The sequence below is a fragment of the Luteolibacter rhizosphaerae genome, assembly GCF_025950095.1.
Lineage (GTDB): Bacteria > Verrucomicrobiota > Verrucomicrobiia > Verrucomicrobiales > Akkermansiaceae > Haloferula > Haloferula rhizosphaerae.
Genome location: NZ_JAPDDR010000005.1, coordinates 439166 through 464721, shown reverse-complemented (window position 1 = coordinate 464721; position 25556 = coordinate 439166). Strand labels below are relative to the sequence as shown.

The following is a 25556-nucleotide window of genomic DNA, read 5'->3' as shown; positions in this document are numbered from 1 at the left end:
TCCAATCCCGTCGTTTGATCCGCGACCACGAGGTAAGGATCGAACATTCGGAAGCGCTGATCTATCTCTCCATGACCAAGCGCATGCTCGCAAGAATCGACGCCTGACCATTTTTCAGACAGCTTCTTAGAAGGGATTGAAATTCTTGAGGGAAGCAAGGCGTTTCTCGATCTATCGAGGGTTAAGCATTCGATGAATATGCAGGCACATGACCTCAAAGGGGGGAATCTAAGCTGAATGAGCCGAACGAGAGTTGCGGCCGGTTCCTCAAGAGGTGGGGATAGGCAGATGGTGTCCTCATGGATCGAAACGACATCCTGCGCTCTATCGAGAATCACCGCACGGGCCTCGCACCGCTTTTGACGGCGTATGAGGATCTGACGAAGGCCACGAAGGCCACGAAGGCCACGAAGGCCACGAAGGCCACGAAGGCCACGAAGGGGACGGGGGAGGGCGGGAAGGACCGCGCTTTCACGGCCGAGGAGTGGGGGAAGCATGAAGCGCTGGGCCTCGATATCAACCGGCTGAACTCGGCGATCGCGACGGATCGCGCGGCGCTGCGGGCGCTGCGGGCGCTGAACTTGTCGGAGGCGACCGACGATCAAACGGCGGCTGTGATGGGCTTGTCGGATCGCTCGAAGTTGCCGACGGCGACGGACGAATACATTTACTCGTTCCTAGTGTTCGCGCAGGGCGGTTTCAGCGCGCGGGGTTGCGATCCGGAGAAGTACCGGAACCTGACGACGGTGGCGCCTTCGACGGGCGGGGTGCTGATCCCGACGGAGCTGGAGACGACGATCCTGATGGAGGCGGCGGTGCTGTGCGGTGAAGCGATCCCTGGTGCACCGGGCGAGCTCGAAGCCGTCGAAGGGGCTCTTCGGGGTCAAGGTGACGGTGAAGGGCGGGGCGCGGTCGAGTGATCGGCTCGCGCACCGGAAGGGGAATGCGGGGAAGGACTACTACCCCGACGCGGTCGAGCGCTATTACCGCTTCGCCGAGCTCGGCACCAAGTACCATCCGGCGCAGCCCTATCTTAAGCCCGCACTGGAAGGAAAGGCCGACGAGGTCTTGAACGTGGTGAAACGGGAACTGGCCGCGGGACTCGAGCGGGACTCGAGCGGGAAGCGAGGGGCCTTTGAAGTTCCAAGGGAAAAGTTCCAAGTGCCAACGAAGACAATCCGATGAATGAGCTTTTAACGTGGCTGGTGGCGGCGATCAAAGGGGAGGACTCGTTGGCGGCGCTGGGCGGACGGGTGTTTCCGGATGTGGCGCCGGAGGGCGCGAAGAATCCGTGCCTGGTCTATCAGCTCTTCGGGGAGGAGTCGGAGGCGGCGCTAGATGCTGGGGCCTTGAAGCTGGGGACGCTGGCGTATCAGGTCCGGATCTATGCCGACTCGCGGGCGCAGTCGAACGCGCTAAGGGAGGCGTTCCGGCTGCGGTTCCAGGGGATGAGCCCGGTGGCGATCGGCGGCGGGTGGCGGGTCGAGGGGAGTGCCTGGGGGGAACCTGGCGGATGACTATGACGAGCGGCTCAAGGACTATGGGGCCTGGGGGTGGTGGAGGTGCATTTGGTGAAATGCGCCAGGTGATCGCGAATACCCATCGATCTAGCGTCTCTATCAGGGGGTGATCAGATGGAAGAGCTAGCGAGAGGTTAAAAGGAGGTAGATGGACAGGTTCGCCAGCGCGATCGCCGACAACTCAACCCAGAAGCCTTTGGCAGAATTGCGCCGAACAAAGGAGTCGGCGTAAAACCATCTCATCGTAAAGATCGCCATACCGGCGAGGATCATGGACTGGACGCCGTCGATGACCCTGTAGTAATGGATGAGCTCCTGGATCCATGCGACGGATGGAAGCTCGCCGTCGTAGAACCACTTCACCGACCTGGATTGGAGAAGGAGCTCGTATTTGGCCATGTAGGATTTGACCGCCTGCTGGAAGTGGTCCACCCAATGGCCGATCAAAAAGGTGATGCCGATTGAACAGAGAGCCAGCCACCTGCCGAGCCTGCGAAAGATCAGGCTGCCTTTCTGGATTTCGCGACACTCCTCGATCGTCGAGCACCGAAAAAGGCGTGTGACTGGATTGGAGTCCAACTTCGCCGGGGAGGGCTCTTGATGGTTCATAGGCAGCGGACTAGCGGGCCGCCTTGCTGATCTGCTTCGTTTTGCCGCTTTCACCCGGAAAGCCGGTGAAGAGGGCGTCGATCATCGCAGGAAGAGCCACCGAAAGCTCGGAGTTTCTGCCGGTGGCGGCGACGCGACCTTCAAAGACTGCTTGGTCTTTCTGATCCCGGATTCTCAGATTCAAGAAGCTGTCATGGAAGGTCACGCTGTAGGGCATCGAACCCACTACGCCGAAGGTGGCCGGAGTATACGACGTCCCCGAGTAGGTCCCTCGTGTTGAGCCGTAGCTTCCGTAGGTGTTCACCGATCCGCTGTGGTAAGTGGTTCCCCCTCCGGTCTGGCCCATGATGGGTAGAGAACCATGCTCCTGCCGACTCTCGCCCATATTAGCGGCGAAGTTGACCGTATAGTCAGCGGACTCGGAGGCCGACTGGGTCCAGCCGTAAGTCTGGAGGTGAGCAGCCACCAGAGCGGCATAAGTATTAAATTCGAGGGAGTTTGTCCCCGTCGTCGAGAGAACCACGAAGCTCTGCCCGGAGCCTTTGGCGGGAAGAGTGTGGAATCGAGTGACGCTGCTGTTAACTGGCATGCAAGAGGCAAAGGCGAGCGATGCCATAACTGCAAAGAGGGGTTTGAGGAGGGGGTGCTTCATAAGACGCGCACCGAAAAACAACACATGGCCAGAGAACTCAAGTGGATTGAATGGGGCGAACCACGCTGCGCAGCAGTGGGCAGGGAGCAAAGCGGCGGGCTAGCGTGTCGGCAGCATGAAAGGCAACTGCTCGAAGCTTCAGCGATACAACGGCACGAATTGGGACACGGTTTCGGAGAAGGTTTCCATAAGCGGCCCCGGCCTCTCGCGGGAGACAGTCGAAGAAGAACCCGTGATCGATTGCGATGCCAGCGGCGGATTCCGTGCAGGTGACGATGAGGCTGCGGAGGAGGTGCTTGGCCTTGACCGTGGCGAGGTGTTTCTCGAAGTGGGCGGCGTTCGGCGCGTAGCCGAAAATGTCGGTAATTGCGGCGGGGCCGCCAAACCCTACGCAAGGCGGCGAGACAAAGCGGCTTGGCGAGGTGGTATTCGGAGAAGAGGGTTGGCCTCAAGATGCTCTCAGACACTCTTACGGCAGCTATCGAAACGCGACCCTACTGAACCTACACGCTCTAGCGCTGGAGATGGGTAACAGTGTGGACATGCTAAAGAAGCACTACCAAGTGCCGATGGCTCCAGAAGAAGGAGATGCGTGGTTCGGAATGCTCCCGGAAATGATCCGATGGAATCGAGATCGGATAGCGTTCCCCAAAAAATGAGGGGGGTGCCTGAAATACGGGGTGTTTCCTGCTTATCCCGGACTAGCAAGAGTAGTCCCGACAGGAATCGAACCTGTACCTACGGCTTCGGAGGCCATCGTCCTATCCATTGGACTACGGGACCATTTCGGTGGCAGGCGTTGCTGCCACGAGCGGCGGGGCGGAGGGTAGTGGGGGCGCGTCGGGCTTGGCAAGGATAACTCTCGCGAGCTTTCCGGAGGCCATCGCTCAGTGGCGCTCCCGCGCCAGCATCTCGGTCTCCTCTTCGTGGGAGTGGATCTGCAGGTTCACGTTCACGTCCTCGCGCTCGGCGATGGACTTGATCACGCCGCGGATGGCGGAGGCGCTGAAGCCGTTCCGGCCGATCAGCAGGGCCACGTCAGATTGCCGCAGGACGAGCTTGAAGCGGAGGCGTTTCGGGCCGAGTTCGGTGACCTTGAGCTGTGCTTCCGCCGGGAACTCGATGAACTGGACAGCAATGTACTGGAGGAAATTGCGGATCTGGTCGGTCACCACCTGCATGGATGTATGATGGCGCAAAAACCCGGCAGGGCAAGGTTTGAAGCGCCCCGGCCCTGTCAGGCACAAGATCGCGCTTCCCCCACGCGGGAAAGCATTCCAGCGTCGCGCCGTGAGCGGCGATCACCGATGGACCAAGGTTCTGCCGCCGGTGCTGCTCTGCGCCTTGTTGTGGGGGAGCGCGTTCCCCGGAATCAAGGCGGTTTACCGGATCTGGGAGTCGGAGGGCTTGAAGCCGACCGCCTCCGATTGCTGGTGGTTCGCAGGTGTGCGTTTCACGCTGGCGGGACTGATGCTGCTGGCGGTGGCGAGACGGCCGATGGAGGAGTTTCGCGCCACTTCGAAGCGTGCTTTGCTGGGCTTCTGCATCACCCAGACCTTCGGGCAGTATCTGCTCTTCTATCTCGCGATCTCGGCTGCGAGCGCGAGCCTCGCCGGCTTGCTCTCCGCGCTGGGAAGCTTCTGGTGGATGCTGCTGGCGCCCTTGGCGGCAGGTGCGCCGTGGCCGCGCCTGGCCCAGTGGTTGGCGATTGCGATCGGCGGGGTGGGGGTGGCGGTCGCGGCGAGTTCGGAGAAGGCGGGACTGGGGAATCCATGGCTCGGCACGCTGCTCCTGCTGGGCTCGACCGGCTTGGGGACCCTCGGCCTAGTGCAGTTCACGGGCCTGCGCAAGACCATCGGGGCGCGGGCTGCCACGGGCTTCTCGCTTCTTGGCGGGGGGCTGGGGCTACTGCTGGCTGGAGCCGGTTCGTTTCCGAAGGCGGCGCTGCTGATGCCTCCCGCCGCGATGGGCACCACGGTGTGGTTAGCTTTCGTGTCCGCCGCGGCCTTCGCGCAGTGGAATCATCTCTCCACCCTGCATCCGGTGCCGCTGCTGGCAGGCTATCGGTTCCTGATTCCTTTAGCGGCCACGCTCGAATCGATGCTCTTCCTCGGCGAGCGGCCGGGCCAGGGGTTCATTCTAGGTGGAGTCCTGATCCTTGGTTCGCTTATCGCTTCACAGCGCTTGAGCCGCCCGGCGGCAGTTGCTTGACTGCGGACCATGATCTCTCCGGTCGCCGCCCCCGCTCGTCCTGCTCCCGTGGGTGGACGCTTCATCCGCCAGATCCCGCCGACGCCGCTGGTGCCGGTGACCTTGGATGCGGAGCTGGGGCCGATCTGGTGCAAGTTGGAGTTCATGAATCCCAGCGGTTCCACCAAGGATCGCATCGCCCGCCATATTCTGGAGAAGGCATGGCGACGTGGTGAAATCCGGGAAGGGGACACGGTGGTGGAGGCTTCCAGCGGCAGCACCAGCATCGCGCTCGCGCTGGCATGCGCCCAGATGGGCCTGAAGTTCGTCGCCTTTATCCCCAGCAGCGCGACCAACGAGCGCGGGCTGATGATCCGGGCCTATGGTGGCGAAGTCCGACGGATCGAGGGCGGCATGTCGAAGGTGTTGGAAGCCGCGGAGTCCGCGGCGTTGGAGCACGGATGGTTCGCTGCGAAGCAATTCGAGAATCCGGACAACGCCGAAGCCCATCGGATGTTCACCGGGCCGGAGATCCTGTCGCAGATGGAGTGCGGCTGCGTGGACGCGGTCGTCAGCGGCGTGGGCACGGGCGGCACCTTGCGGGGTCTATGGGAAGCTTTCGACGATGCCGGGTGCGGAGCGCAGGCATTCGCGGCGATTCCCTGCGAAGGCCGGGCCTTCGGTGATAACGCCGAATGTGCCAGTTTGATCTTCAGCAAGGAGGTGCCGGGCGTGGCCGAGTGCCTGTCGCTACTCTACAAAGAATGGCGGGAGGGCCCACGGGGTGGTGCAATCCAGGAGGTGACCGTGCGCGAAGAGCTCTGCCTCGATCTCACGCAGCGCCTGTGGGCCCTGGGTTATCCGGTGGGACCGAGTTCCGGTTTGAATTATGCCGCGGCCTTGGAGGCGAAGCGCCGTCTGGGAAGGGATGGAAGGGTGGTCACCGTTTTCCCGGATCGCATGGAGCGCTACTTCTCGCACCGGGTCTTTGCCGGGCTGCGGGAGGATGGTTGAACTGCGCGGATGAACATTCCGACCGAAGTCTCAGCGTCGCGATGACTTGTCTCTCGACCGGAGCTGGCCTTCTGCTAGAGTCCGGGATCGCCATGGAAAACGAGCCCGAGAAGCCGCAATCCTCAACTCCGCCGCCACCGCCGGACATCCCGCCACCATCGCCAGCTTCACCGCTGCCGATGCCCAATCTGGCACCGCCGCCGCCCGCACCGGCCCCGCCGATGCCGGACGTGCCGCCCCCGCCGCCTCCCGCGACGAAGAGCAGCGAGCAGGCACCCAAGGCGAAATTCGATTCCGATGAGAACGACGCCGACGAAAATGAATCCGTGGTCGAACAACTTGCAGGCGAGGCACCTTTCGACACCCGTCTGATCGCTGGCATCATTGATGGCTTCATCGCTGGAATTGCGATCTTGGTCATCGGAAAACTGGGCTGGGTGATCTATTTCGCCTACATGCTTCTGAAGGATTCCTTGCCCTTCCTCGACGGGCAGAGCCTTGGCAAGAAGCTGATGAAAATTCGCGCGGTGGACTCCGAAGGCAGAAGCCTGAGTGGTAACTGGGAACTCGGCATCAAGCGCAATATCCTCATGATGATCCCCTTCGTTCCGCTTTATGAGGCTTATGTGCTTTATCAGAAGAAGGAGGCACATCTGCCGCTCCGCCGCACCGGCGATGACATGGCCAAGACCAAGGTGATCAAGGTCAAGGAGGCCACGGCTGCCTGAACGATCAAGGTTCGGGCTTCGCGAAGACACCCTTCGCTGCTCCGAGCTTGATCCTTTGATTCTTCGCATAAGCCGCGCCCGCTGCATCCCGCAGTGCGGCGCGGTCTTTGTTTGCCAGCCATGGCTCCAGCGAGGCGTGCAGGATAAAGGAGCCGGGATACATGTATTGCGTCGTCGTGAGCACGGGCCGTGCACCGAGATTCTTGAGCCGCGTGTCGAAGTAGGTGTCGCTCATGCAGCAGAGCACCACGGCATCCACTTTGCCCGCGACCTTCGCTGCGGGAGGATCGATCGGAGTGTCCATCAGAACATTGTGGCCGATGAAGGCGACGAGGTCTTGCTTGCCGGAGACCAGCGCTTGCTCGAAGGCGATGTAGCACTCCTTGAGATTCGAACCGCGCCATGCTTCCGCCACCAACACGGCATCTTCCGTGGCATGCCGGAATGTAAGGCGTTCGAGGATCTTCTCGTCCCCCGTCGCGGTCTCCTGCTTCTCGAGTTTCCAGCGTTTGCTCGCTTTGAAGTGGGATCGCAGGCCGTCGGTGCAGCCCCAGTAGAGATTGTCGTCGGGCTTGTTGCCGTCGCCGATCTTTGCCCCGACCTTCACGATGCCTTGGCTTGCATTGTCGCAGAGCCCCACGAAGACCGCGATCCGCTTCTCCGCAGCAGCGAGGGGCGAAAGCATCAGCAGGCAAGAGAGGATCAGGCGCATCGTGAGATAACGTCGCCGCCTGCGATGTTTTGTCCAAACTTCCCATAGTAAGAAATCGCTGTGATTCCCATGGGAAATCTCCCAGCCTTCACGATGATGCACGGGCCGTTCACCATCTTTTCACGCCGGGCATAACAGGCTTTCACGCAGATCCCTCTCCATCGCCGCCATGTCCTTTCCCAGCAAACTGCGTCCCTTCCTCTACCTTGCCGTCGGGCTTGTCGTGGGCGGAGCGGCGGCCGTGATGTTCCGCGACAGCCTGCCCGGTGAAGAAGGCACGCCGGAAGAGCGCATCGCCAAGCTGGAGGTGGATCTGCGGCGCTCCCAGAACCGTGTGCTTGCCCTCGAGGGCAACCGCCGCTCCGGCCGCACGGTTCAGGACGGGCTGCGCGAACTGAAGGAAAGCTATGAGATGGGGCGCCTGATCAGCCCCGATGATCTGCTGAGAACCTTCCAGCCTTGGGTCCGCGATCTCTCCCCGATCTTCGACCGCATCCGTGTGCGGGATCAGAAGCGCCAGAGCGACCGGATCGTGGGTGAACTCACCCGCAAGTATGACCTCACTCCCGCGCAACAGAAAACGCTCGGCGAGTGGTTCAAGCGCAAGGCCGAGGAGGACGCGAAGCGCTTCAGCGATCTGGCCGGGCAGCCGGGCACAACCTTGGAAGACCTCATGCGCGAGACCCGCGACGATCACTGGGACACCGGGCTCGATGCACAGATGGCTACGGTCCTGAGCGGCGAAAAGCTGGAGAACTTCAAGCACGAGCGGCTCACCGAGAAGACCGACCGTGTGCAAGGGGATGCCGACATGCGCCTTGCCCGAGTGGATGCCATCGTGGGCCTGGACGATGGCCAGCGTGACCAAGTCTTCAATATCATGGCCCGGGGCTCCGTGGACTACGATCCCGAAATGCAGCTCGGCGGCCGGGTGGGGGATCGCAATCAGGAGATGCTGTCCGTGCTGAGGCCCGAGCAACAGAGAGCTTGGGAAGCCGAGAAGGAACGCCGCCGCAGTGAAGCTCAGGCGGAGATGGAAGAGATCGGTATGACCCTGCCCTCCGGATGGGATGCCTTGGACGACTATTGAATCCCTATGCTAGCGACCGCACCGCCTGCTATCGACATCCGCGACCTACGCGTGGACTACGGCAACTTCATCGCCGTGGACGATCTGAGCCTGACCGTGCCGAAGGGCGAAGTCTTCGGTCTCGTGGGCCCGAACGGCGCGGGTAAGACCAGCACCTTCCGGGTGATCACCACGCTCATGCAGCCGACCTACGGGGAGGTGATCCTCGATGGCGTGGATGTGCTTGAAGATCTCGAAAGCGCCCGCCGCATCATCGGCTACATGCCGGATCTCGCACCCGTTCCCTCCGATCTCAAGGTTTGGGAGTTCCTCGAATTTCATGCGGATGCCTATGGCTTGGGTAGCCGCTCGCAGCGCAAGGAACGGGTGGCGGAATGCCTGGAGGCAGTGAACCTCACGCCCCAGCGGAACAACTGGTGCAAGGCTCTCTCGCGCGGTCAGACCCAGCGCGTCGTATTGGCGAAGACGCTGCTACATCGCCCGCGAGTGCTGGTGCTGGATGAGCCCGCCAGCGGCCTCGATCCCTTGGCCCGCCGCGATCTGCGCAATGTCCTGCGGGCGATCGCCAAGGAAGGCGCGACGATTTTCGTCAGCTCGCACATTCTCAGCGAACTTTCCGAGATGTGCACCTCGCTCTGCGTGATGAACCGCGGCAAGCTGCTGGCCTCCGGTACGGTCGAGGAGGTGCGGCAGCAGCTTGGCAACAACGAGCGCGGCGTGACCATCGCATTGCTCCGCGGTCACGAGATCGCCTTGGACTGGCTCGGTAGGCATGAGTTTGTCCATGACCTGCGCTTGGATGGCGAACGGGTAAGCTTCGGCTTCAAGGGCACGGATGAGACGCAGGCGGACCTGATCGAGGGTCTGATCGCCGCTGGTGTGAGGCTGCGCTCCTTCGAGGAAAGGCGCAGCTCTTTCGAGGATATCCTGGTGGGTGTGGCCGAATCGAACCGACTGTCATGAATTCCGAGACGAGCACCCTTGCCATTCCCACCCGGCACTCTGCGTGGAATCTGTGGCGGAATCCGATATTCCGCCGCTACTGCCAGTCGCGGCTGCGTCCGCGTGCGCTTGCGATCTGGTTGCTGCTCACGGTCCTCGTGTCGGGCTTCATCAGCGTGATGAGCTACGTCATCGCGATCCAGCAGCATGAGCGCATCGAAGAACGCACGCTCTTCGAGGCGAGCAAGGACGGGACTGCCGTCATCGACAAGTCAGCGGAGAAGATCCAGGCCACCGAGAATATCGCGCGTGGCTTTGTTCAGGGCCTATTCGTCTTCCAGGGCGTTATTCTCTTCATGATCGGCACGGCCATGGTTTCGGGCGGCATGACAGCCGAGCGTGACGAAGGCGTGATCGATTACCAGCGGCTGGTTCCCATGAGACCCATCGCGAAAGTGATCGGGTATCTCTTCGGCCTGCCGGTGCGGGAATATGTGATGTTTTTCCTCACGCTGCCTTTTGCCGGATGGCTGATCTGGCGGGGCGGGATACCGGTCTCCACCTGGCTGCCGGTCTATACCGTGCTACTTTCCTCCGCCCTGCTATACCACTTCACCGGCTTGCTCATCGGCACCGTGGCGAAGAACCGTCGCTGGGCTTTCCTCGCTTCCATCGGCACTGTCTTCGCCCTCTACACGGTCATCCCGCAGCTCTCGAAGTTCGGCCTGGTCTTCTTCAAGTATCTCACTGTGCAGCCGGTCGTGCTGGAGGTCTACCCCTCCTTGCTGCCGAAGGATCTCGGCGCGGCACTGGAGACGGCACGGCGCCTCGCCCCCACGGCGAAGTTCTTCAATCTGGAGTTTCCTGAACTTGTCTTCACGCTTTTCTCCCAACTCGGCTTGGTCATCACCTTCGCCATCATGCTCTGCCGCAAGTGGCGGCGCGCGGAGTCGCACTTGCTTGGCAAGGTTTGGGCGACCGGCTTCTTCGCCTGGATCCAGATCCTGCTGCTCGGCAATGCTCTGCCGCTGATTGATCCCGGCACCCTGTTCCCCAGCCGCGAGATGCGGAAATGGTCGATCGAGTTCCTTGCCGGTTGGAAACCCGATCCCATGGAAGCCGTCGCCCTGTCCGGCCTTTACGGACTTACGACTCTGGCCATGCTGATCGTTCTCGGCGGGATCATCACACCCGATACGGAGAGCCAGATCCGCGGCTGGAGGCGGGCGCGCAAGCAGGGTTCGACCTCGCTGCCCTTGCTATCCGATGCCGCTACCTCCTTCTGGTGGGTCGTCGTCATGGCCCTCGCCGGTGCCTTGGGCTGGTTCCTTTTCACCCGGGGGCTGGTGGAGTCGCGCTGGTTCGGCGCGGTGCTGCCGTTCCAAGTGTTTGGTTATTTCGTCGCGGTGCTGCTCGTCCTCGGCGTCTCCAATCAGGTGCTGTTGGAAGCAAAGGGACTGCGGGCCGTGGCTTTGGCAGGAATCCTGGTCGGCGTGGTGCCGCTCATGCTCGGCGCCATCTGCGTGCCCTTGGAGAAACCGGTGCTCTCGGCATGGTTCTTCGGGATCTCTCCGGCCGCCATGCCTTTCTTCGCCTCCGCGAGCGAGATCCCCATCGCTGAGCTTCCGCTTGAGATCGCCCGGGCGGTGCCGCGTGCCTTCCATTTCTGGCTGGCCATCGGCGGCATGGCCACCCTTTGGCTAGTGGCCCAATTGCGTACGACCCGCAAGGCCATGGCGGACGACGTCCTTTCCGCTCCCGCCGAGAGTGCGCCTCCGCTCGGGTCTTAGGCCTCAGCCTTGGGGTGCTCTCGGATCCTCGCCGGCTTTCAAGCGAGCGACTGCTAGACGTGTCCGCTCCGCCATCAGGACCCGCACCGCGGCCAGAAAGACCAGCAGGCAGAACGCGCCGGCGATGACCTCGAAGCGGGCGGAGGGCACACCTTCCTTGAAGCCCGACCACAGGGCCGGCACGGCACGCATGATCCCGAGGAAACCGAGAATGCCCGCACCGGTGATTCCATGCCATTTCGAGCGGAGGGAAAAGAGTCCACAAATCACGAGCCCGCCACCGAGGGTGAGCCCGCCTTGGAGCAGCGGGAAATTCTCCGCCGTCTTGTAGAAGGCGAAGCCGAGGCCGCAGATGGCAAGTCCGGCGATGAAGATCAGGGCACGCATGGGCGCGGGAAGCTAGGACAGGTCCGGCTCTTCGTCGAAGCCCTAAATCAGGATCGATGATTCCGGCCCGCAGGATTTCACCCAAGCTTGCAGGTCCGGGAAGAAATCGCGGAAACCTGCCTCGAATACCGACCGGTGCCGCTGGAGATCCTCGATGGAATCCTTGATCGGAGCGAAGAGGGGATTCCTCAGGGCGATGCGACGGAAAACACCGTCAAGTCCTTCGTCGGTGCCGTAGTGCTCCAGCCAGTGGTCCTCGATCCGCTGCTCCAGTGAGTCCCCGAGCTCGGGCGGAAGGATCAAGCGATGTTCACGCAGGGCGGCATTGCACGCCGCCACGAAGTCCGGCAGTGCTTCCCGGTGAAACTCGTCCCAATGGCGGGTGAGGAAATGATCGTGAATCAGGTCGGCGATAACTCCCGAGAAGCGGCGTCGCGGTGCCGCCACGTACTCCTTCATCCGCAGCGTCACACGATGGCTGTCCGTGAAGCGGTCGATCGCGCGGTGGCGCACGATCCCGCGCAAGACGGTATCGGGGAACTGCCCCTGCAAGGACTCCGGGCGGCCGGTGACGAAATCGCCCAGCAGGCTGCCGACGCGCGAGGCGGCGTTGTTCTCGGCGAGGAAAAGATGGGCGAGGTAGTTCAAGGCGGCGTGCGAGCATCCCCTCTGGAAACAAGTAGCGCAACTTTGCAAGTTGCGGCGCTGACCCTTAGAGGATCAAATCCGCGGTGTGGCGATGATCTGGTGCAACGGCGAAATCCTCGATGGTCCGCTTGCCGTCTCGGCCGGTGATCGCGGCCTGACCCATGGGCTCGGTGTCTTTGAAACGATACTCGCCGTCGATGGCTCGCCCGTCGCGCTCGACCTGCACCTGCAGCGGATGAGTTCAGGGGCAGCCCGGCTTGGCTTGGATGCCCGCCGGATCTCGGGCGCGACCATCGGCAATTCCATCCGGGATCTTCTCCGCCGCAAGAAGCTGACCCAAGGCCGAGCCCGGGTAAGGATCACTCTAACAGCGGGCTCCGGGGAGCTGCGCGCTCTTGCTCCCGGGAGCGACTCCATTCTTGCGATCACCGCCGCACCCGCTGCAACTCCACCGGTTTCGGTCGCTCTCGTGACCGCGCCTTTCCCTCGGAACGAGGCTTCACCCTTGGCCGGAGTGAAGTGTCTCTCCTATGCCGAGAATCTCCTCGCCCTGGACTACGCCCGCCGTATGGAGGCGGACGAGTGTCTCTTTCTCAATACACGGGGTGAACTCTGCGAGGCCACGACGTCGAATCTGTTCCTAGTGCGCGATGGAGAAATTCTAACGCCGCCGCTATCCTCCGGGTGTCTGCCCGGAACGATGCGCCACCGCGTGATCGCCGCCTGTGCGGATCTCGGGATCGGGGTGGGGGAGCCGGCGCTGCATCCCGCCGATCTGCTTGCGGCCTCGGAGCTCTTCACGAGTTCGGCGATCCGGGGCCTGGTGCCGGTATCGATTATCGACCAGCGCGAGATGCCCGATGCGGTGATGGTGAAGCGCCTCTCTCAGCATCTCGGCAGCCACGCCTAGTCAGCGCTTAAGGTGCTTGTCGGCGAAGGCGAGATACTGCTGCCAGTCGAAGTCTTGAACATCATGTCCACCGCTACGCACGTGGTAGCCGATTCCTCCTTGGACGGAGCGATTCAACTCCGGCCAATTATCGGTGGGGAGTTCCTCCGCCCCAAGTAGCCGGAATACCGGCTCCGCCGCCTTGGCCCCGGCGAACTCGCCTTCAGGGTTGGCATTCTTGTCGTCGATCGCGCTCGCGACGTAGAGTGGTCGCGGCGCGATCAGGGCCATGACCATGTGTTGGTCAAAGGGGAGTTCCTTGTCCTTGCCGGAATACTTGCGGAAGCTCTTCGCATACCAATGCGGGAAGACGGTGTTGAGCCGCTGGATATCCTCGCCCACGCCGCGCCGGAAAAGCTTGGCTCCTCCGGCTCCCGACTCGTTGCTGATGACCATTGCGAACCGCTCGTCATTCGCACCTGCCCACAGGGCGGCCTTTCCCAAACGAGAGAAACCAAAGGCCGCGACACGCTTGGAATCGATCCGCTCTTGCTTCTCCAAGACATCGACAGCGCGGCTGAGCGACCATGCCCAGATGGCGATGGTGCCGAAGTTGTCCTCTCTCTCCTGGAGTTCGGGATAGAGCTCGGGCACGCCGCTTGCGAAGTAGGGCGGGTGATCGGGAGCGACATCCTCGCGATACATCGTGGCCAGCGCATAGCCTCGCGCGATGATCTCCTCGACCGGCCATTGCTTCGCGTTGGTGCCGCGGGCGGCATCCGTGGCGCGGTGGTGCGAGTCGGGGTAGGGAGGAATGTTCGGCTGGAGCTGGTCCACCCAGCTCTCCGTGAGACGGATACCCGGGTCCTTGTGCACCGCGTGATTGCCTGCGAAGTTCAGACCGAGGATGGCGGGAGCGGGCCCCTTCACGTGATTCGGCACATACACCAGCAGATCGATCCGCGGAGCGGGCTTCCCGCCCGGATAGATCGCGATCTGGATTCGGGTGGCGGTGCCACCGAGAGCCTGCTCGTCGCGGTCGAAGACCTCGCTGAACATCCCCTCCGGCTTCCCCGGAGAGCGACCGTACATCTCCCGGGAAAAATGTTCTAACAGCTCTGGCCGGCGCTTCTCCCGCCACTCCTCCGTGCCACGGATCTTCGTGCCATCCTGCGCCGTGAGCACGTCGGGAAGCTCTTCCGCATGCATGGTTACGCAGGTGGCGACGAGGAGCATCGAGGGAAGCCTTCTCATATTCTCCGTGAAGTTAACGCTTCGGGGCCTTGTCGCCGGTCAGCACTTCAAAGGCAGCCTTTGCCATTTCACCGGCACCGGCGGTATCGGGGTGAACTCGATCGGGGAGCATTTCCGGGTGCCTCTTCAATGCCGCGTGCATGTCGATCACGCCGAGGTCCATCTCCTTCGCCAGCTTGTCGATCCGCTTGATCCACTCTTTCAGGTTCTTCTCGTTGATGCCGAAGTTGCCGGGTTCCGGCACCGGGCAGGGGCGGCAGACGTAGATCCGCGGCTTGCTCGGCAGCGCTTGGAAGGACTTCACCAGTTCCGTGTAATCGGCCACGAACTCCTTCTCGAATTTCCAGTTCTGCGGCTTTGTGTCGTTGGTCCCGAGCATGATGATCACCACGTCCGGCTCGGACTTCAGCGCGAATTGATACTTCTCTTCTTTCCAGTAGGGGAAGTCGCCGTTCTTCAGGAGCGTGCGACCACTGATGCCGAAATTGGTTACCTTCCATTTATCCCCGAGCAATTCCTGGAGTTGGCTGGGATAGGCCTTGCCGGGAGCGGCACCGGATCCCTCCGTGATGCTATCGCCGATGCAGGAGACCCTGACCGGGGCCTTGTAGTCATCCGGCTTGATCGGATCCATCGGACCCGCGAGCAAGTTCGACATGGCAAGGAGGCCGGCAGCAAGGGATCTGGAAATGAGTTTCATCGTCTGAGGTAAGGCCAGCTTGGGGCGAAACTTTCAAGGAGGTCGAGAGTCCTGCGTGTCTACCGTGGAAACGGACCACGGATGAGTGTCGGAATCGCTGCGATAGCGCGCACGTTGGGTCCTTGACCGCCGACAGGATTCCCGTCAGAAGGGGTAGATGGGTAATGGAAAGGCGCTTCTACTCCTGTCCGGCGTGGCCGGGCTCTTGTTAGCCGTGCCCCGATTGAAGGATGCCCGCGAGCCCGTTCCGAATGCGAAGGGTGCAAATGAATCTGAGGACTACACCGGGAGATCAGAAGTGCTTGCGGCTCCGTCGAAGTCCGCTCCGCGCAGACAGGGAATCGATTCCTCCCCGAGTGCCGTGGTGACAGGCCTCGAGTCCACTGGAAATGAGGAGCAACAGCAGACCTTGGATCACCTGCTACCGGAATTGATCCAGCGTGATCCCGTGGCGGCAAGTCACCTTGTCATGGGGCTTGCCGCTTGGGAGCGCCGCGAGGAGGCACTGCTCAAGGTTGCCGATGGCTGGGCGATGAAGGATCCCCGCGCCGCTGCCGGATGGGCAGCGGCCTTGGAAGACGAGACCGAGCGCATCATCTGCCTCAGCGCCGCTTGTGAGAGGGCTTCCCGTGCCGACCCGGCACTGGCGCTTTCACTCGCATCTAACAGTCCGGGCTTTGCAAGTAGCGAGCTGGTATGCGGTCTCGCAGGCAATTGGATGGCGGTCGATCGCGGCGCGGCGGAGAAGTGGCTCGCGGAGATCAAGGATAGCCACTTGCGGGACAGGATCTGGGTGGAGGCGGCGCGGAGCATCGGCACCCGCGCACCGGCGGATGCGGCCTTGCTCGCGGTGGAGAAGATCAGCCCCGGGCGCTTGCAGGAGGAAGCGGTGATCTCCGCCCTCCATCAGTGGGGCATGCGCGACCACCAAGCCGCGGTGGCGTGGGTGGAGTTATTTCCGGAGGGTCCCCTGCGCGAGCGGGCGGAAGGTGAACTGTTTGGTACACGCTAACCCTGTGCTATCGGTCGGACTTCACCGGGACCCGAAACCTAACACACAAAACCCAAAAACCATGAAGCAACACATGGGCCGTCTCCTCGGCCTCCTGTTGGCGGCGCTGTCTCCATGCGCCGGAGCCGCGGGGAACAATTGGATGACCCCGCTCGACGGGAATCTTCCCTTGTCCCAATTCTCGATTCCCGGAACCCACGATTCCGGGGCCTTGGTCGAGCCGGTCTCGGGCACCGCGAAGTGCCAGAACCTGAGCATCACCGATCAGTTGAATGCCGGCGTGCGCTTCCTCGATATCCGCTGCCGTCATATCAACGACGCCTTCGCGATCCACCACGGTCAGGTCTATCAGAACATGAACTTCAACGATGTTCTGAACTCGACGATCGGCTTCCTGAACGCGAACCCCGGCGAGACGGTGATCATGAGCGTGAAGGAGGAATATAATCCCACCGGCAACACCCGCTCCTTCGAAGCGACCTTCGATACCTACACCGCGGCGAATCCATCGAAGTGGGTGCTCGGCTCGGCGATCCCCACGCTTACCCAGGCGCGGGGCAAGATCGTGCTGTTCCGCCGCTTCGGTGCCTCGGGGCTGCCAAAGGGCATCGACGCTTCCAACTGGCCGGACAACACGACTTTCAGCACCGGCAGCACGCTGCGGGTCCAGGACCGCTACAACGTTTCTAACAACAACGACAAGTGGAACCAGATCCTTCAGCTCCTCAACGAAGCGCGCTACGGCGGGCCGAACACGCTCTACGTGAACTTCAGCAGCGGCACGACGAGCATCTTCGGGATCCCGAACATCCCTACCGTCTCGAACAACATCAACCCGCGGATCAGCACTTTCTTCAGTAACAATCCGAGCGGTCGCTTCGGTGCCCTGCTGATGGATTTCGCCGATGCCGCGAAGTCCTCGGCGATCTACAACACCAATGCTCCCTCCGGCCGACCGGTGCATCGGCCCGCCTACTTCATGATCGTGAACCGCAATAGCGGCAAGTGCCTCGACCTGATCAGCGGCAATACCGGCAACGGCGCGCAGGTCAACCAATGGACCTACGACTACAACGGGGCGAACCAGCGTTGGGTGCTGGCGCCGACCGAGAACTCCGATCACTTCCGCATCTCCTCATGGGTCAGCGGGAAGTGCGCCTGCATCGAGATGGACTCCACTGCCGCGGGCGCGAAGCTCCATGCCTTCGACTACACCGGGAACAACCCGGGCCAGCAGTTCGACCTGATCGATGCGGGCAACGGCTACTACAAGATCCGCAACGTGAAGAGCGGCCTGATCCTCCAGATCACCGGTGCGGGCACCGCGAACAACGACCGCGTCGAACAGGCAGCGGACACCGGCGCGATCAACCAGCAGTGGCGCTTGCAGCCCTGGGGCGACTACTTCGCCCGCGCATCAACCGGGAAATACATCTGCGTGGAGAACATGGGTAGCACCAATGGCAGCCCGATCATCCAATACTCCTACGAGAACAATCCGTGGTTCAAGTGGCGCTTTGAAAGCGTCACCAACGGCCATCTCCGCGCCTCCAGTCTGAATGCCCTCACCCGCGTGATCAGCGTGGTGAACGGCACCAGCAACAACGGCGAGGACTGCCATCTCTGGGACTACAATGTCGCCAATCCCGGCGAGCAGAAGCTCCGCATCCTGCCGAAGACGAACGGACTCTTCAAATTCTACTTCGTCCACGATGGCATGGCTTGGGATATCCCGGGCGGAAACGCTGCCAACAACGTCCGCCTGGAACAATACCCGAACAACACCAACGTCTGGCAGGACTTCCTGCTGGAGCGCGCTCCCTGAGGATTCGATTCAAGGCGCTGCGTCGTCCTTCGCGGGGCGGCGCAGCACCACGCTCTGGAGGAATCCACCGCGGGAGCCGTCGCTGGAAGTGAAGAAGTCCGCATCGCTCTTCAGCACGATGAACTGGACTTGCTCGTCCTTGCCCACGGTCACGATGTTGTTCTCCTGCAGCTTCCACTTGCCCTGCTTGTCGTAGGAGAGTTCGTAGGTCACCTGACCCTCCTGCGGTTCCGCGAGGAAGGAATCGCGGGTCTTCATCTCCATGGATTCCTTGCCGTTGCAGCGCACCGCGATTTTGATCGGGCTGTAGTTGTGCACCCGCAGCTTGCCGAAGGGAAGCTTGGTCGGATCGTCGTCGATGACGAAGGTCTGGTAAGTCCCGGCTTGGGCAGGCGCGATCAAAACGGTAGCGCGCTTCGAGCCAGCCGGCAGCTTGGCGAGTGCCACCACCGTGGGATCGGTCTCGCGACGCTTCGCGAGTTCGGGCGGAAGCGGCGCGGTGTTCTTGGAGTCCGCCGTCGCCGATGAGGCAGCAGCCGCCTCCTGATGGATCTCCAAGATCGCCGGGCCGGAGTAGGAGACAGGCTTTGAGTAGCGGAATGCCAGCGCGGTAATCGGCTCGCCTTTCCCTGCCGCCTTGAAAGAGAGCCCGTTGATATCCGAACCCCAGGAAACGACATCGATTTTCATGCTCACGGCGTCCTGTGCCCGGACGGCGGGGGCTGCGAGTAAGATCAAGGCGGCAGCGAAGACGCGGAAGAAGGAATCAGATTTCATCAGGAGAGAGCCATTTGAATGAGATGATGGAAAAGCGGCGCCCGAAGCGCGCATTGATGGGATTCAGTTCACTAGGACGATCCTCGACGGAATTGCTGCCGTCAACATAAGCGGGCATCCGTTGCACCACGGCTTCGCACCAGGCCCGGGCGGTCGCCACGCCGGTCTCGGGATCCGTGGCTTCGCCATAGGCGCGGATGCGGAAGGTGTCCGAGCGCACGTTCAGCGCCGGGCCGATGACCTGCAGGACATCCGCCTGTGTCAGCCAGCCGGGGATGCCCGTCGAGCGGAAGCCCTGCTCGCTGCGGTAGCGGGTGTCGGTGAGGATCTGCCGGTCTGCAAGGATCCCGGCGACCGCCCCCGGGTTTTCGTCGAAGGACTTCAGCGGCCATTGACCGTCCGTCCCCTGGTCCTGCAGTTTGGTGTCGCGCGTGCCTGTTAGATCCGCGCGCGGTCGGCTGCTGCTGCCTTCTCGTTGCAGGTTCATCCGGTCCTCCGCCACGCTGAAGTCGGAGGTCGGGAAGATGCTCTTGCTGCCGTCGGCGCTGATGTTGAGGCCGGACTCGTCGATCGCACTCTGGAGCGCTCCGCTGCGGGTCAAGGCACGGGCGGAGGTGGAAGTGATGTTGCCCAGAGAGCGGTTCACGAATTGGGACAGGGACACGAAGGGGCCGCGTATCCGCACCTGTCGCGTGATCTCCAGTGCCAGTTCGTGGATCTGCTGATCATTCAGTCGCCGGAATCCCGAGAACGAATCGGACTCGCTGCCGCTGGGCGGATTGCTCGCTCCGCCGGGTTGCTCCAAGCTCCGCGGGAAGATCGCTTCGTTCGTGGCCGAGTCGGACTTGTGACGCAGGCCGCGGGATGAAGCGAGCAGGGCTTTCCACGCATCGACATCGGTGCTGTTCACGTTGTGGGCACCGTTCACCATCAGCCGGCTCGCCGCCTTCTCGCCGTCGCGCAGCAGATCCGAACTGTCGCCGGCATGGATCTTCACCATGCTGCGGTTCAAGGGAACCCCGCTGGTCCCGGCGGGCAGGGTAGAGAAGAAGTAAGTATCCCACAGGGCCGCATTCAGGAGGTAGGCGATGTCGTAGTAGTTCTTCGACTTGGCCGTGGCGCCGCTGAAGCTTTCGATCGTGAAGTCGGACCGGCTCCGGATCGTGTTCAAGCGCGGCACGAAGAGACTCGCATAGGAATTGCCCACCGCGTTCCCCGGTTGGTGTCCCACCGATACCGCGTCGTCATCCGCAGTAAGATCCGCATGCTGGAATTGCGCGAGCGAGACCAGGCTGGCAGGCGGGCTGAAAAGCACCGTCTGGCGTGTATCCAGGGCGGAGCGCCCCCATGGCAGCGGCGTGGCAGCCAGGTTGCGGGTAAACTCCGGGCCCGTGTTCCCGCCCGGGGTTTGGAAGGGCAGGGTGCCCGGGCTATCCGCGATCAGCATGAAGTAGGGCGGGGGATTGTAGCAGATGATCGGCTTGCGGAAGTTCGCCGCCTGCAGGTTGAAGTCCATGAAGGTCCGCATGGTCGAACTCCTCAGCCCGAGCTGGTCGGCAGATGGCAGGATCGAGGCATAGTCCATTCCCGGTTGGCTCAGCTGGAATCCGTAGTACTGGAGCGGCACCGGCTGGGTGAACCTTGCCGTGTCCTGGGCCGTGAATGCCCGGCGCGTCGCGTTGTGCGGCGCATTGTCGAATTCCATGCGCTCGATGCGGCGGTAGATCGCGCTGCTGCCGGACGGGCGTAGCTCCAGCGAAGCCTGAGACGTGATCGTGTCCTCGCGGATATCCAGCGAGAACGGCGGCGTCCCGATGTGGTTTGACTCCAGCAGCACGCAATTGTTGAAGTTCGCGGCACTCGCTCCGCCGAAGGCCACCATCGGCACGCTCGTCCTGCCTATCGATCCCGCCGGCCGGTTGACCGGCCCGCCGATCGTGAAGGCCTTCGCCTCGCCGGGCTGCAAGGTCGTGTTCGGGATCTGGAAGACCGTGTTGCCGAAGACCGAAGCCTCCTGCGGCACGAACTGCGCGTTCACTCTCGGCAGGACGGCAGGGTAGACCATGGAGTCGGGACCCACACCATAGATCCGTGCCGGTTGGCGCGATGGATGCGTCTCGCACTTGAGTTCCAGATCCATGCCTGACCACACCAGCGGGTAAGGGTAGGGGTTCGCCAGGGAAACCGCGATCTTGGCGCAAGGCTGGATCTTGTAGCTGCTAGACCCTGCTGCTTGGGGAACCAGCTTCACTCCCATCAGCACGCGGAAGTCAACCACCAGCGGGGCGATCACCGTGTCGGTAACCTGAGTCGCGGCTTTCACGTTCATCCGGCCCAGTTGCTTCGTGTTTCTGCCCAGCTCTTGGAAGTCCGCGAGCTGTTTCCACTTCGGGCCGCGCAGACGGCTTGCGACGGTTTGCGGCACGATGTTGGCGTTCGACGTGATGCCGTTTATCAGATTTCCAGGTGCCGTCGCGGGCAGACCTTGCTGGAGGTAGTTGCTCAGATCCAGTTTCAGCCCCCCGTTCAGCGCATCCGTCAGCAGCCCGAAGCTCTCGGTGGTGGCGGAGTGAAATGCTTTCCCCAGTGGTGCGGCATTGCCTCCTAGCAGGGAAGGATCCATCACTCCGGCCTGAGGCAGGGTGATCACCTTGGCCAGCATCAGGTTGTCGCCGCCGCTGCGCTCCGGATAGTTCTCAAAGCCTTCGACGGTTTCCCAGCCACGCCGCGGTGCCGCCAGATCCTCATAAACGAGTTCGTTTTCGGGTGGTTCCGGATCGCTCATGTTCAGCTTCGCCTTCACCCCTTCGTCGCCGATCCACCATGCCTGCCGCCCCAGCGGATGCTTCGCCAGGCTGGAGGGACTCATGATCTTCACCAGCGGGGCACTGACATAGCCGTCACTGGAACTGCTTCCTGCGGAATTTCTGCCCACCAGCACCACCGCCGCTTCCGGATCGGTCGCACGGCCGGCGGAATCCACCGCGACTCCGTTTGTTGCCGGAGTGAAGTCGTTGCTGCCGCTACCCTTCTCGTTGCCGCTCACCAGCCATTTCCGGAAGCTCGGAGTCGGAGTCCGCGTATAGATGGTGGTTCCCGGGTTCGCGCTGTTGGAGTTGGTCCACACCCCGGTCCAGTGCCGCGTTCCCGGCTGCACGCTGGTCAGGCCTTTGTCGGTTCCTCCCAAGGGCACATTGTTCCCAGGGGCCGAGCCGGCAGTAAGTCGACTGCCATCGCTCGTGCCCGCCAGGTCAGCCGTGCCGGTGACCCTCTGATCGGGGCCCGCCTGCTTCTGCAGCTCTCCCAATGCCATCAGCATCGCGACACGGGCATAGCCGCGCGCGGTGACGAGCGCTTCCTCGCGTGTCGAGGAGCGGAGAGAGATCGAAGACAGACCCATCAAGCCGATGGCAAGGACGGTCAGGAGGACCATCAGCGAGAGGGAGATGACGAGAGCGAATCCTTGGGTTTTGGGCTTAGCGTGACATTTGCGGCTTGTCGTGCCATTCATCGTTATCCGTCAGCGGCACGATCCGCAGCAGCGCGGGAATAGGTCGGATTCCCTGCCAACTTCACGTTCGATACCACTCCTAGAGGTATTGACGAAGTATTCGGATCGGGCTAGCGGATTCTCGCCGAACCCGGCCCATTGCTTAAAAAAGATGTGGTTTTCTGCCCGTGCCCTGTGGGCTTCGCTCTCTAATGTGGAGAAATCCCAAATTCAGCCACGATCTCCCACAGCCTGCCTCTAGTTCCCGATCAGGCGCGCCCGGGTCGCGTCGTCCACGATCGTGCAGGAACGATAACCTTCGCCGTGCTCCGCGATGCTTCCGGTGAAGTGGCTTCGCTCTTCCTCACTGGTAAAATCCAGCCCGATCAAGGCTCGGCCGATACGCTCCCCGGATTGCCGGTAGTTGAAGTAGCAAAGGTTCGCACGGCCCCGCACCCGCTTGTCGAGGAAGTCGTGCAAGGCTCCCGCCCGCTCGTAGAAGTCCAGGCGCAAGAACAGGGGGTAGCTCAGCAAGTCACCGCGCAGCGGGATCGCCCGGAAGGCGATATCCACCGCACCCGTGAGGTCCTCCCACACGAAGCCCGCAGCCTCCAGCTTCCCGGGCAGCGCCTCGATCGCGGCAGGATCTTCCGAACCGACCGTGAAGGCCGGCCACGCATCAGCCTCGTCGGTCTTGCCGTATTGGAAGTCCGTGATGTTCAGCCCGGCGAAACAGGTATCGAGCAACTCCAGCATCGTGCCGGGACGCTCCGGAATGCGCACCCGCAGGCTCCGCGAAGCATTCTGGGCGGAGCCTTCGGATTGGGCGATTAGCCCCAGTTGCAGGAAGTCGATGTTCGCTCCGGAGACCACGATCAGCACGCGCTTCCCGACCAATGCCTCGCGATTCTTCATCACCGCGGCCAAGCCCATCGCACCGGAGGGCTCGGACACGCAGCGCAGGCCTTCCCACAGCAGACGGATCGCGCGGCTCACCTCGGCATTGCTCACCGTTTCCATCCGGTCGATCGTCTCGCGGCAGATGTCGAAGGGCAGGGCTCCTGCCTTCCTCACCGCCGTGCCGTCGCAGAAGATGTCCACCTGATCGAGCCCCACCGGCTTGCCCGCTTCGAGCGCCGCCTTCATCGAGGCCTGCCCGCTACCCTCCACGCCCACGATCTCGATCTCCGGCCAATAGGTCTTGAGCCACTCGGAGACCCCTGCCGCCATGCCGCCGCCACCGATCTGCAGGTAAGCCGCATCGAAGGGTCCGTGCCCGGAGAGCACCACTTCATCCGCCAGAGTCCCTTGCCCCGCCATCACCTGCAGGTCGTCGTAGGCATGCACGTAGGTGGCACCGCTGGCGGCCGCATCTTCGAAGGCAGCGGACACCGCCTCGTCATAGCTATCTCCGCTGAGAATGATTTCCACATGGTGCCCGCCATGGTGGCGCACCGCTGCCTGCTTCACGCGCGGCGTGGAGCGCGGCATGTAGATCCGCGCGTCAATTCCCAGCGAACGCGCCGCGAGAGCCACGCCTTGTCCGTGATTACCGGCCGATGCCGTGACCACTCCAGCCGCCTTCTCCTCGGCACTCAGCACCGCCATGCGATTGCAAGCACCGCGCCACTTGTAAGCCTTGATCGGCGAAAGATCCTCGCGCTTCACCCAAATCTCCGGCCCGGGTCCCGGCAGGACCAGATGCTCCAAGGGAGTCGCCTCGCCAAAGCGGTATACCCGCTCGCGGGCAAAAAGGATCTCCTGCCTCAATCGGCGGTCCAGCGGCAAACCATCGCGTTCCACGCGCCCCGTTTCGTTGATCCGCGCCGCTTGCGCAAGGGCAAGACCGAATCCCGATCCCGAATTTAAGATCTCAAATCTCGAATCAAGGATCTGAAATCGTTGCTCCCCGCGTCCCCGCTTGGAGCGCCGCCACCTTCCTGAAATCCTTCACCCCGGGGCTGATCTCCGCTCCCGAAGCTACATCCAGCGCCACCGGACTCACCGCCTGCACCGCCTCTGACACGTTCGCCGGCACGATTCCTCCGGCTAAAATCAGAGGCAGATCGGGATTCTGCGCTGCGAAGCTCCTCGCCAGTTCCCAATCAATCGTCTGCCCGGTGCCGCCATAGATTCCGGGGGCATGAGCATCCAGCAGGATACCCGCCGCGCCGAAGTCTCGCGCCCGCTCCAGATCAGCCAGTCCCTTCACGCCGATCGCCTTCAGAAAGGGGATGCCTGCCTCGCGAAGCACCGCCGCCTCCTCCGGCGTCTCGTCGCCGTGAAGCTGCACCAGATCGATCAAGCCTTCTTCCACCAAGCGCCGCGGAAGATCCGGCCCCGCATTCACGAAAACCCCGACACGCAGGATGCACCCCTGAAGCTCCCTCAGGAAGCCCGCCGCGGCGGGATCCAGATAGCGCTTCGAGTGCGGCCAGAAATTCGCGCCCAAGGCGTCGATTCCCATCGCCACCAGACGTTCCGCATCATCCGCCAGCGTCACGCCGCAGATTTTCAGGGATACAGGGGAGGGGGCCAGGAAGCGCTCGGCGGTCACGGCGCGAACATCGGCGGCACTTGCCACCCTGCCAAGGGGGAAGCGCGGATTCTGCCTCGTCACCTCAATCCCCGAGCCGCTTCCTCACCGACTCGCTCTCCAGCTCCTTCAGCGCGTGCTTCCCGATCCACATCGCCGTCGCATCGGCCGACTTCACCAGCTTCTTCGCGGTCGCTACCGCCGCCTTGTTCAGGGCCAAGCTCCGCTTCCCGATCGCCCGCAGCGCCATATCCACCGACTTCTTCACGAAGTTCCGCTCATCCGTTGCCGCGGCTTCGATCAGCGGAAGCGCCTCGTAAAATGGCTCATCCTCATCGGCCGATCCGGCCAGCGCCCAGATCAAGGCGAAGGCCCCGCGCTTCCCGAACTCGTCCTTCCTGGTGGCCCAAGCACGCACTTTGTCCCATGCAAAGGGCACCCGCTTGAAGAGCGCGAAGCATATCGAGTCGCAGATCGCCCAGTTATCGAATTCCCGGCACCAGCGGTCCATCTGCGCCGGCGTCACACGCGCCGGTTCATCCACATACCCGGCCAGAATCCTTGCCTCATACCAGCCGCTTTCCCAGAGCGCCGCGGCCAGTTCGTGATCCTTGCCAATCTCCTTCGCCAGCTTCTGAATCTTGTTCATCGCCACGCCGAAGGCCTTGTCGGAAGGGATCGCATAGCGCGCCATCCCTTCGAGGTCTTTCGTCGTCGCCTCGCTCTTCAGGCGTTCGATGACCGCGGCGATCCTCGCATCATCCGGCTTGGGCTTCTGCGGCGCAGGCATT

25 protein-coding genes and 1 tRNA gene are annotated in these 25556 nt (G+C 62.3%); 12 read left to right on the top strand and 14 right to left on the bottom strand.

Annotated elements, in window-relative coordinates:
* The first annotated feature begins 299 nt into the window (after window positions 1–299).
* Genes OJ996_RS12190 through gp17 form a run of 3 tightly spaced genes read left to right on the top strand, consistent with a single transcriptional unit; the run spans window position 300 to window position 1517 of the window.
* A complete protein-coding gene (locus OJ996_RS12190; protein WP_264513866.1) occupies window positions 300–920 on the top strand; it encodes a hypothetical protein in 621 nt (206 codons plus the stop codon).
* Complete coding sequence (locus tag OJ996_RS12185) at window positions 826–1185, top strand: HK97-gp10 family putative phage morphogenesis protein (RefSeq protein WP_264513865.1); 360 nt, start codon at window positions 826–828, stop codon at window positions 1183–1185. Before OJ996_RS12190 ends, OJ996_RS12185 begins: the two co-directional genes overlap by 95 nt.
* Window positions 1182–1517, top strand: coding sequence for a tail completion protein gp17 (gene gp17 / locus OJ996_RS12180; protein ID WP_264513864.1), 336 nt, complete (start codon window positions 1182–1184; stop codon window positions 1515–1517). The genes OJ996_RS12185 and gp17 overlap by 4 nt, the downstream gene beginning before the upstream one ends.
* 126 nt (window positions 1518–1643) lie before the next feature.
* On the opposite strand, the gene OJ996_RS12175 is transcribed toward gp17, so the two are convergent.
* From OJ996_RS12175 to OJ996_RS12160, 4 genes are all read right to left on the bottom strand, one after another.
* Entirely contained in the window at window positions 1644–2129 is a 486-nt protein-coding gene (locus tag OJ996_RS12175; RefSeq protein WP_264513863.1) for a hypothetical protein, read from the bottom strand.
* A 10-nt stretch (window positions 2130–2139) separates the two neighbouring features.
* On the bottom strand, window positions 2140–2745 hold the full coding sequence (locus OJ996_RS12170) for a DUF4136 domain-containing protein (protein WP_264513862.1): 606 nt from the start codon (window positions 2743–2745) through the stop codon (window positions 2140–2142).
* A gap of 747 nt (window positions 2746–3492) precedes the next feature.
* Window positions 3493–3564 (bottom strand) — tRNA-Arg (locus tag OJ996_RS12165).
* 104 nt (window positions 3565–3668) lie between these two features.
* Window positions 3669–3962 (bottom strand): KH domain-containing protein, encoded by a 294-nt coding sequence (locus OJ996_RS12160; RefSeq protein WP_264513861.1) that lies wholly within the window; start codon window positions 3960–3962, stop codon window positions 3669–3671.
* Window positions 3963–4071: 109 nt separating this feature from the next.
* Between OJ996_RS12160 and OJ996_RS12155 the strand changes: the two genes are divergently transcribed.
* The 3 genes from OJ996_RS12155 (at window position 4072) to OJ996_RS12145 (ending at window position 6713) form a co-directional block, all read left to right on the top strand.
* A complete protein-coding gene (locus OJ996_RS12155; RefSeq protein WP_264513860.1) occupies window positions 4072–4992 on the top strand; it encodes a DMT family transporter in 921 nt (306 codons plus the stop codon).
* A gap of 9 nt (window positions 4993–5001) precedes the next feature.
* A complete protein-coding gene (locus OJ996_RS12150) occupies window positions 5002–5985 on the top strand; it encodes a PLP-dependent cysteine synthase family protein (RefSeq protein ID WP_264513859.1) in 984 nt (327 codons plus the stop codon).
* Between the two features lie 92 nt (window positions 5986–6077).
* Window positions 6078–6713 (top strand): RDD family protein, encoded by a 636-nt coding sequence (locus OJ996_RS12145; RefSeq protein WP_264513858.1) that lies wholly within the window; start codon window positions 6078–6080, stop codon window positions 6711–6713.
* Between the two features lie 4 nt (window positions 6714–6717).
* On the opposite strand, the gene OJ996_RS12140 is transcribed toward OJ996_RS12145, so the two are convergent.
* Window positions 6718–7425, bottom strand: a complete 708-nt coding sequence (locus tag OJ996_RS12140; protein WP_264513857.1) for a hypothetical protein — start codon at window positions 7423–7425, stop codon at window positions 6718–6720.
* A gap of 169 nt (window positions 7426–7594) precedes the next feature.
* Between OJ996_RS12140 and OJ996_RS12135 the strand changes: the two genes are divergently transcribed.
* Genes OJ996_RS12135 through OJ996_RS12125 form a run of 3 tightly spaced genes read left to right on the top strand, consistent with a single transcriptional unit; the run spans window position 7595 to window position 11247 of the window.
* Entirely contained in the window at window positions 7595–8515 is a 921-nt protein-coding gene (locus tag OJ996_RS12135) for a hypothetical protein (RefSeq protein ID WP_264513856.1), read from the top strand.
* A 6-nt stretch (window positions 8516–8521) separates the two neighbouring features.
* On the top strand, window positions 8522–9478 hold the full coding sequence (locus tag OJ996_RS12130) for an ABC transporter ATP-binding protein (RefSeq protein WP_264513855.1): 957 nt from the start codon (window positions 8522–8524) through the stop codon (window positions 9476–9478).
* Entirely contained in the window at window positions 9475–11247 is a 1773-nt protein-coding gene (locus tag OJ996_RS12125) for an ABC transporter permease (RefSeq protein WP_264513854.1), read from the top strand. Before OJ996_RS12130 ends, OJ996_RS12125 begins: the two co-directional genes overlap by 4 nt.
* A 3-nt stretch (window positions 11248–11250) precedes the next feature.
* On the opposite strand, the gene OJ996_RS12120 is transcribed toward OJ996_RS12125, so the two are convergent.
* Together OJ996_RS12120 and OJ996_RS12115 are read right to left on the bottom strand one after the other, a co-directional pair.
* A complete protein-coding gene (locus OJ996_RS12120; protein WP_264513853.1) occupies window positions 11251–11634 on the bottom strand; it encodes a hypothetical protein in 384 nt (127 codons plus the stop codon).
* A gap of 42 nt (window positions 11635–11676) precedes the next feature.
* A complete protein-coding gene (locus tag OJ996_RS12115; RefSeq protein WP_264513852.1) occupies window positions 11677–12282 on the bottom strand; it encodes an acyl carrier protein phosphodiesterase in 606 nt (201 codons plus the stop codon).
* Between the two features lie 91 nt (window positions 12283–12373).
* On the opposite strand from OJ996_RS12115, the gene OJ996_RS12110 reads away from it, so the two are divergent.
* Complete coding sequence (locus OJ996_RS12110) at window positions 12374–13192, top strand: aminotransferase class IV (RefSeq protein WP_264513851.1); 819 nt, start codon at window positions 12374–12376, stop codon at window positions 13190–13192.
* Here OJ996_RS12110 and OJ996_RS12105 read toward each other — a convergent pair whose 3' ends face one another.
* Window positions 13193–14425 (bottom strand): glucuronyl esterase domain-containing protein, encoded by a 1233-nt coding sequence (locus OJ996_RS12105; protein ID WP_264513850.1) that lies wholly within the window; start codon window positions 14423–14425, stop codon window positions 13193–13195.
* Window positions 14426–14438: 13 nt separating this feature from the next.
* Window positions 14439–15125 (bottom strand): GDSL-type esterase/lipase family protein, encoded by a 687-nt coding sequence (locus OJ996_RS12100; RefSeq protein WP_264513849.1) that lies wholly within the window; start codon window positions 15123–15125, stop codon window positions 14439–14441.
* 214 nt (window positions 15126–15339) lie between these two features.
* Between OJ996_RS12100 and OJ996_RS12095 the strand changes: the two genes are divergently transcribed.
* On the top strand, window positions 15340–16137 hold the full coding sequence (locus OJ996_RS12095; RefSeq protein ID WP_264513848.1) for a hypothetical protein: 798 nt from the start codon (window positions 15340–15342) through the stop codon (window positions 16135–16137).
* A 61-nt stretch (window positions 16138–16198) separates the two neighbouring features.
* Entirely contained in the window at window positions 16199–17962 is a 1764-nt protein-coding gene (locus tag OJ996_RS12090; RefSeq protein ID WP_264513847.1) for a phosphatidylinositol-specific phospholipase C domain-containing protein, read from the top strand.
* Window positions 17963–17971: 9 nt separating this feature from the next.
* On the opposite strand, the gene OJ996_RS12085 is transcribed toward OJ996_RS12090, so the two are convergent.
* From OJ996_RS12085 to OJ996_RS12065, 5 genes are all read right to left on the bottom strand, one after another.
* Window positions 17972–18739: a hypothetical protein gene (locus OJ996_RS12085; protein WP_264513846.1), complete on the bottom strand. Its 768-nt coding sequence runs from the start codon at window positions 18737–18739 to the stop codon at window positions 17972–17974.
* Window positions 18729–22172 carry a hypothetical protein gene (locus OJ996_RS12080; protein ID WP_264513845.1) on the bottom strand — a complete coding sequence of 1148 codons (3444 nt, stop codon included), beginning with the start codon at window positions 22170–22172 and terminating at the stop codon, window positions 18729–18731. The genes OJ996_RS12085 and OJ996_RS12080 overlap by 11 nt, the downstream gene beginning before the upstream one ends.
* 315 nt (window positions 22173–22487) lie before the next feature.
* Entirely contained in the window at window positions 22488–24032 is a 1545-nt protein-coding gene (locus tag OJ996_RS12075) for a pyridoxal-phosphate dependent enzyme (RefSeq protein WP_264513844.1), read from the bottom strand.
* Window positions 24033–24114: 82 nt separating this feature from the next.
* The gene (locus OJ996_RS12070; protein ID WP_264513843.1) at window positions 24115–24786 is read right to left on the bottom strand and encodes a phosphoribosylanthranilate isomerase; all 672 of its coding nucleotides are present in this window, start codon (window positions 24784–24786) and stop codon (window positions 24115–24117) included.
* A gap of 64 nt (window positions 24787–24850) precedes the next feature.
* Window positions 24851–25555 carry a DNA alkylation repair protein gene (locus OJ996_RS12065; RefSeq protein WP_264513842.1) on the bottom strand — a complete coding sequence of 235 codons (705 nt, stop codon included), beginning with the start codon at window positions 25553–25555 and terminating at the stop codon, window positions 24851–24853.
* Window position 25556 lies beyond the last annotated feature (1 nt).

Excerpts from the sequence above, each read along its gene's own strand:
- OJ996_RS12160 (WP_264513861.1), bottom strand. The coding sequence starts at position 3,962 with ATGCAGGTGGTGACCGACCAGATCCGCAATTTCCTCCAGTACATTGCT.
- OJ996_RS12090 (WP_264513847.1), top strand. The coding sequence starts at position 16,199 with ATGAAGCAACACATGGGCCGTCTCCTCGGCCTCCTGTTGGCGGCGCTG.
- OJ996_RS12130 (WP_264513855.1), top strand. The coding sequence starts at position 8,522 with ATGCTAGCGACCGCACCGCCTGCTATCGACATCCGCGACCTACGCGTG.
- OJ996_RS12125 (WP_264513854.1), top strand. The coding sequence starts at position 9,475 with ATGAATTCCGAGACGAGCACCCTTGCCATTCCCACCCGGCACTCTGCG.
- OJ996_RS12105 (WP_264513850.1), bottom strand. The coding sequence starts at position 14,425 with ATGAGAAGGCTTCCCTCGATGCTCCTCGTCGCCACCTGCGTAACCATG.
- OJ996_RS12140 (WP_264513857.1), bottom strand. The coding sequence starts at position 7,425 with ATGCGCCTGATCCTCTCTTGCCTGCTGATGCTTTCGCCCCTCGCTGCT.
- OJ996_RS12135 (WP_264513856.1), top strand. The coding sequence starts at position 7,595 with ATGTCCTTTCCCAGCAAACTGCGTCCCTTCCTCTACCTTGCCGTCGGG.
- OJ996_RS12085 (WP_264513846.1), bottom strand. The coding sequence starts at position 18,739 with ATGAAATCTGATTCCTTCTTCCGCGTCTTCGCTGCCGCCTTGATCTTA.
- OJ996_RS12080 (WP_264513845.1), bottom strand. The coding sequence starts at position 22,172 with ATGGTCCTCCTGACCGTCCTTGCCATCGGCTTGATGGGTCTGTCTTCG.
- OJ996_RS12190 (WP_264513866.1), top strand. The coding sequence starts at position 300 with ATGGATCGAAACGACATCCTGCGCTCTATCGAGAATCACCGCACGGGC.
- OJ996_RS12110 (WP_264513851.1), top strand. The coding sequence starts at position 12,374 with ATGATCTGGTGCAACGGCGAAATCCTCGATGGTCCGCTTGCCGTCTCG.
- OJ996_RS12065 (WP_264513842.1), bottom strand. The coding sequence starts at position 25,555 with ATGCCTGCGCCGCAGAAGCCCAAGCCGGATGATGCGAGGATCGCCGCG.
- OJ996_RS12170 (WP_264513862.1), bottom strand. The coding sequence starts at position 2,745 with ATGGCATCGCTCGCCTTTGCCTCTTGCATGCCAGTTAACAGCAGCGTC.
- gp17 (WP_264513864.1), top strand. The coding sequence starts at position 1,182 with ATGAATGAGCTTTTAACGTGGCTGGTGGCGGCGATCAAAGGGGAGGAC.
- OJ996_RS12145 (WP_264513858.1), top strand. The coding sequence starts at position 6,078 with ATGGAAAACGAGCCCGAGAAGCCGCAATCCTCAACTCCGCCGCCACCG.
- OJ996_RS12120 (WP_264513853.1), bottom strand. The coding sequence starts at position 11,634 with ATGCGTGCCCTGATCTTCATCGCCGGACTTGCCATCTGCGGCCTCGGC.
- OJ996_RS12150 (WP_264513859.1), top strand. The coding sequence starts at position 5,002 with ATGATCTCTCCGGTCGCCGCCCCCGCTCGTCCTGCTCCCGTGGGTGGA.
- OJ996_RS12175 (WP_264513863.1), bottom strand. The coding sequence starts at position 2,129 with ATGAACCATCAAGAGCCCTCCCCGGCGAAGTTGGACTCCAATCCAGTC.
- OJ996_RS12100 (WP_264513849.1), bottom strand. The coding sequence starts at position 15,125 with ATGAAACTCATTTCCAGATCCCTTGCTGCCGGCCTCCTTGCCATGTCG.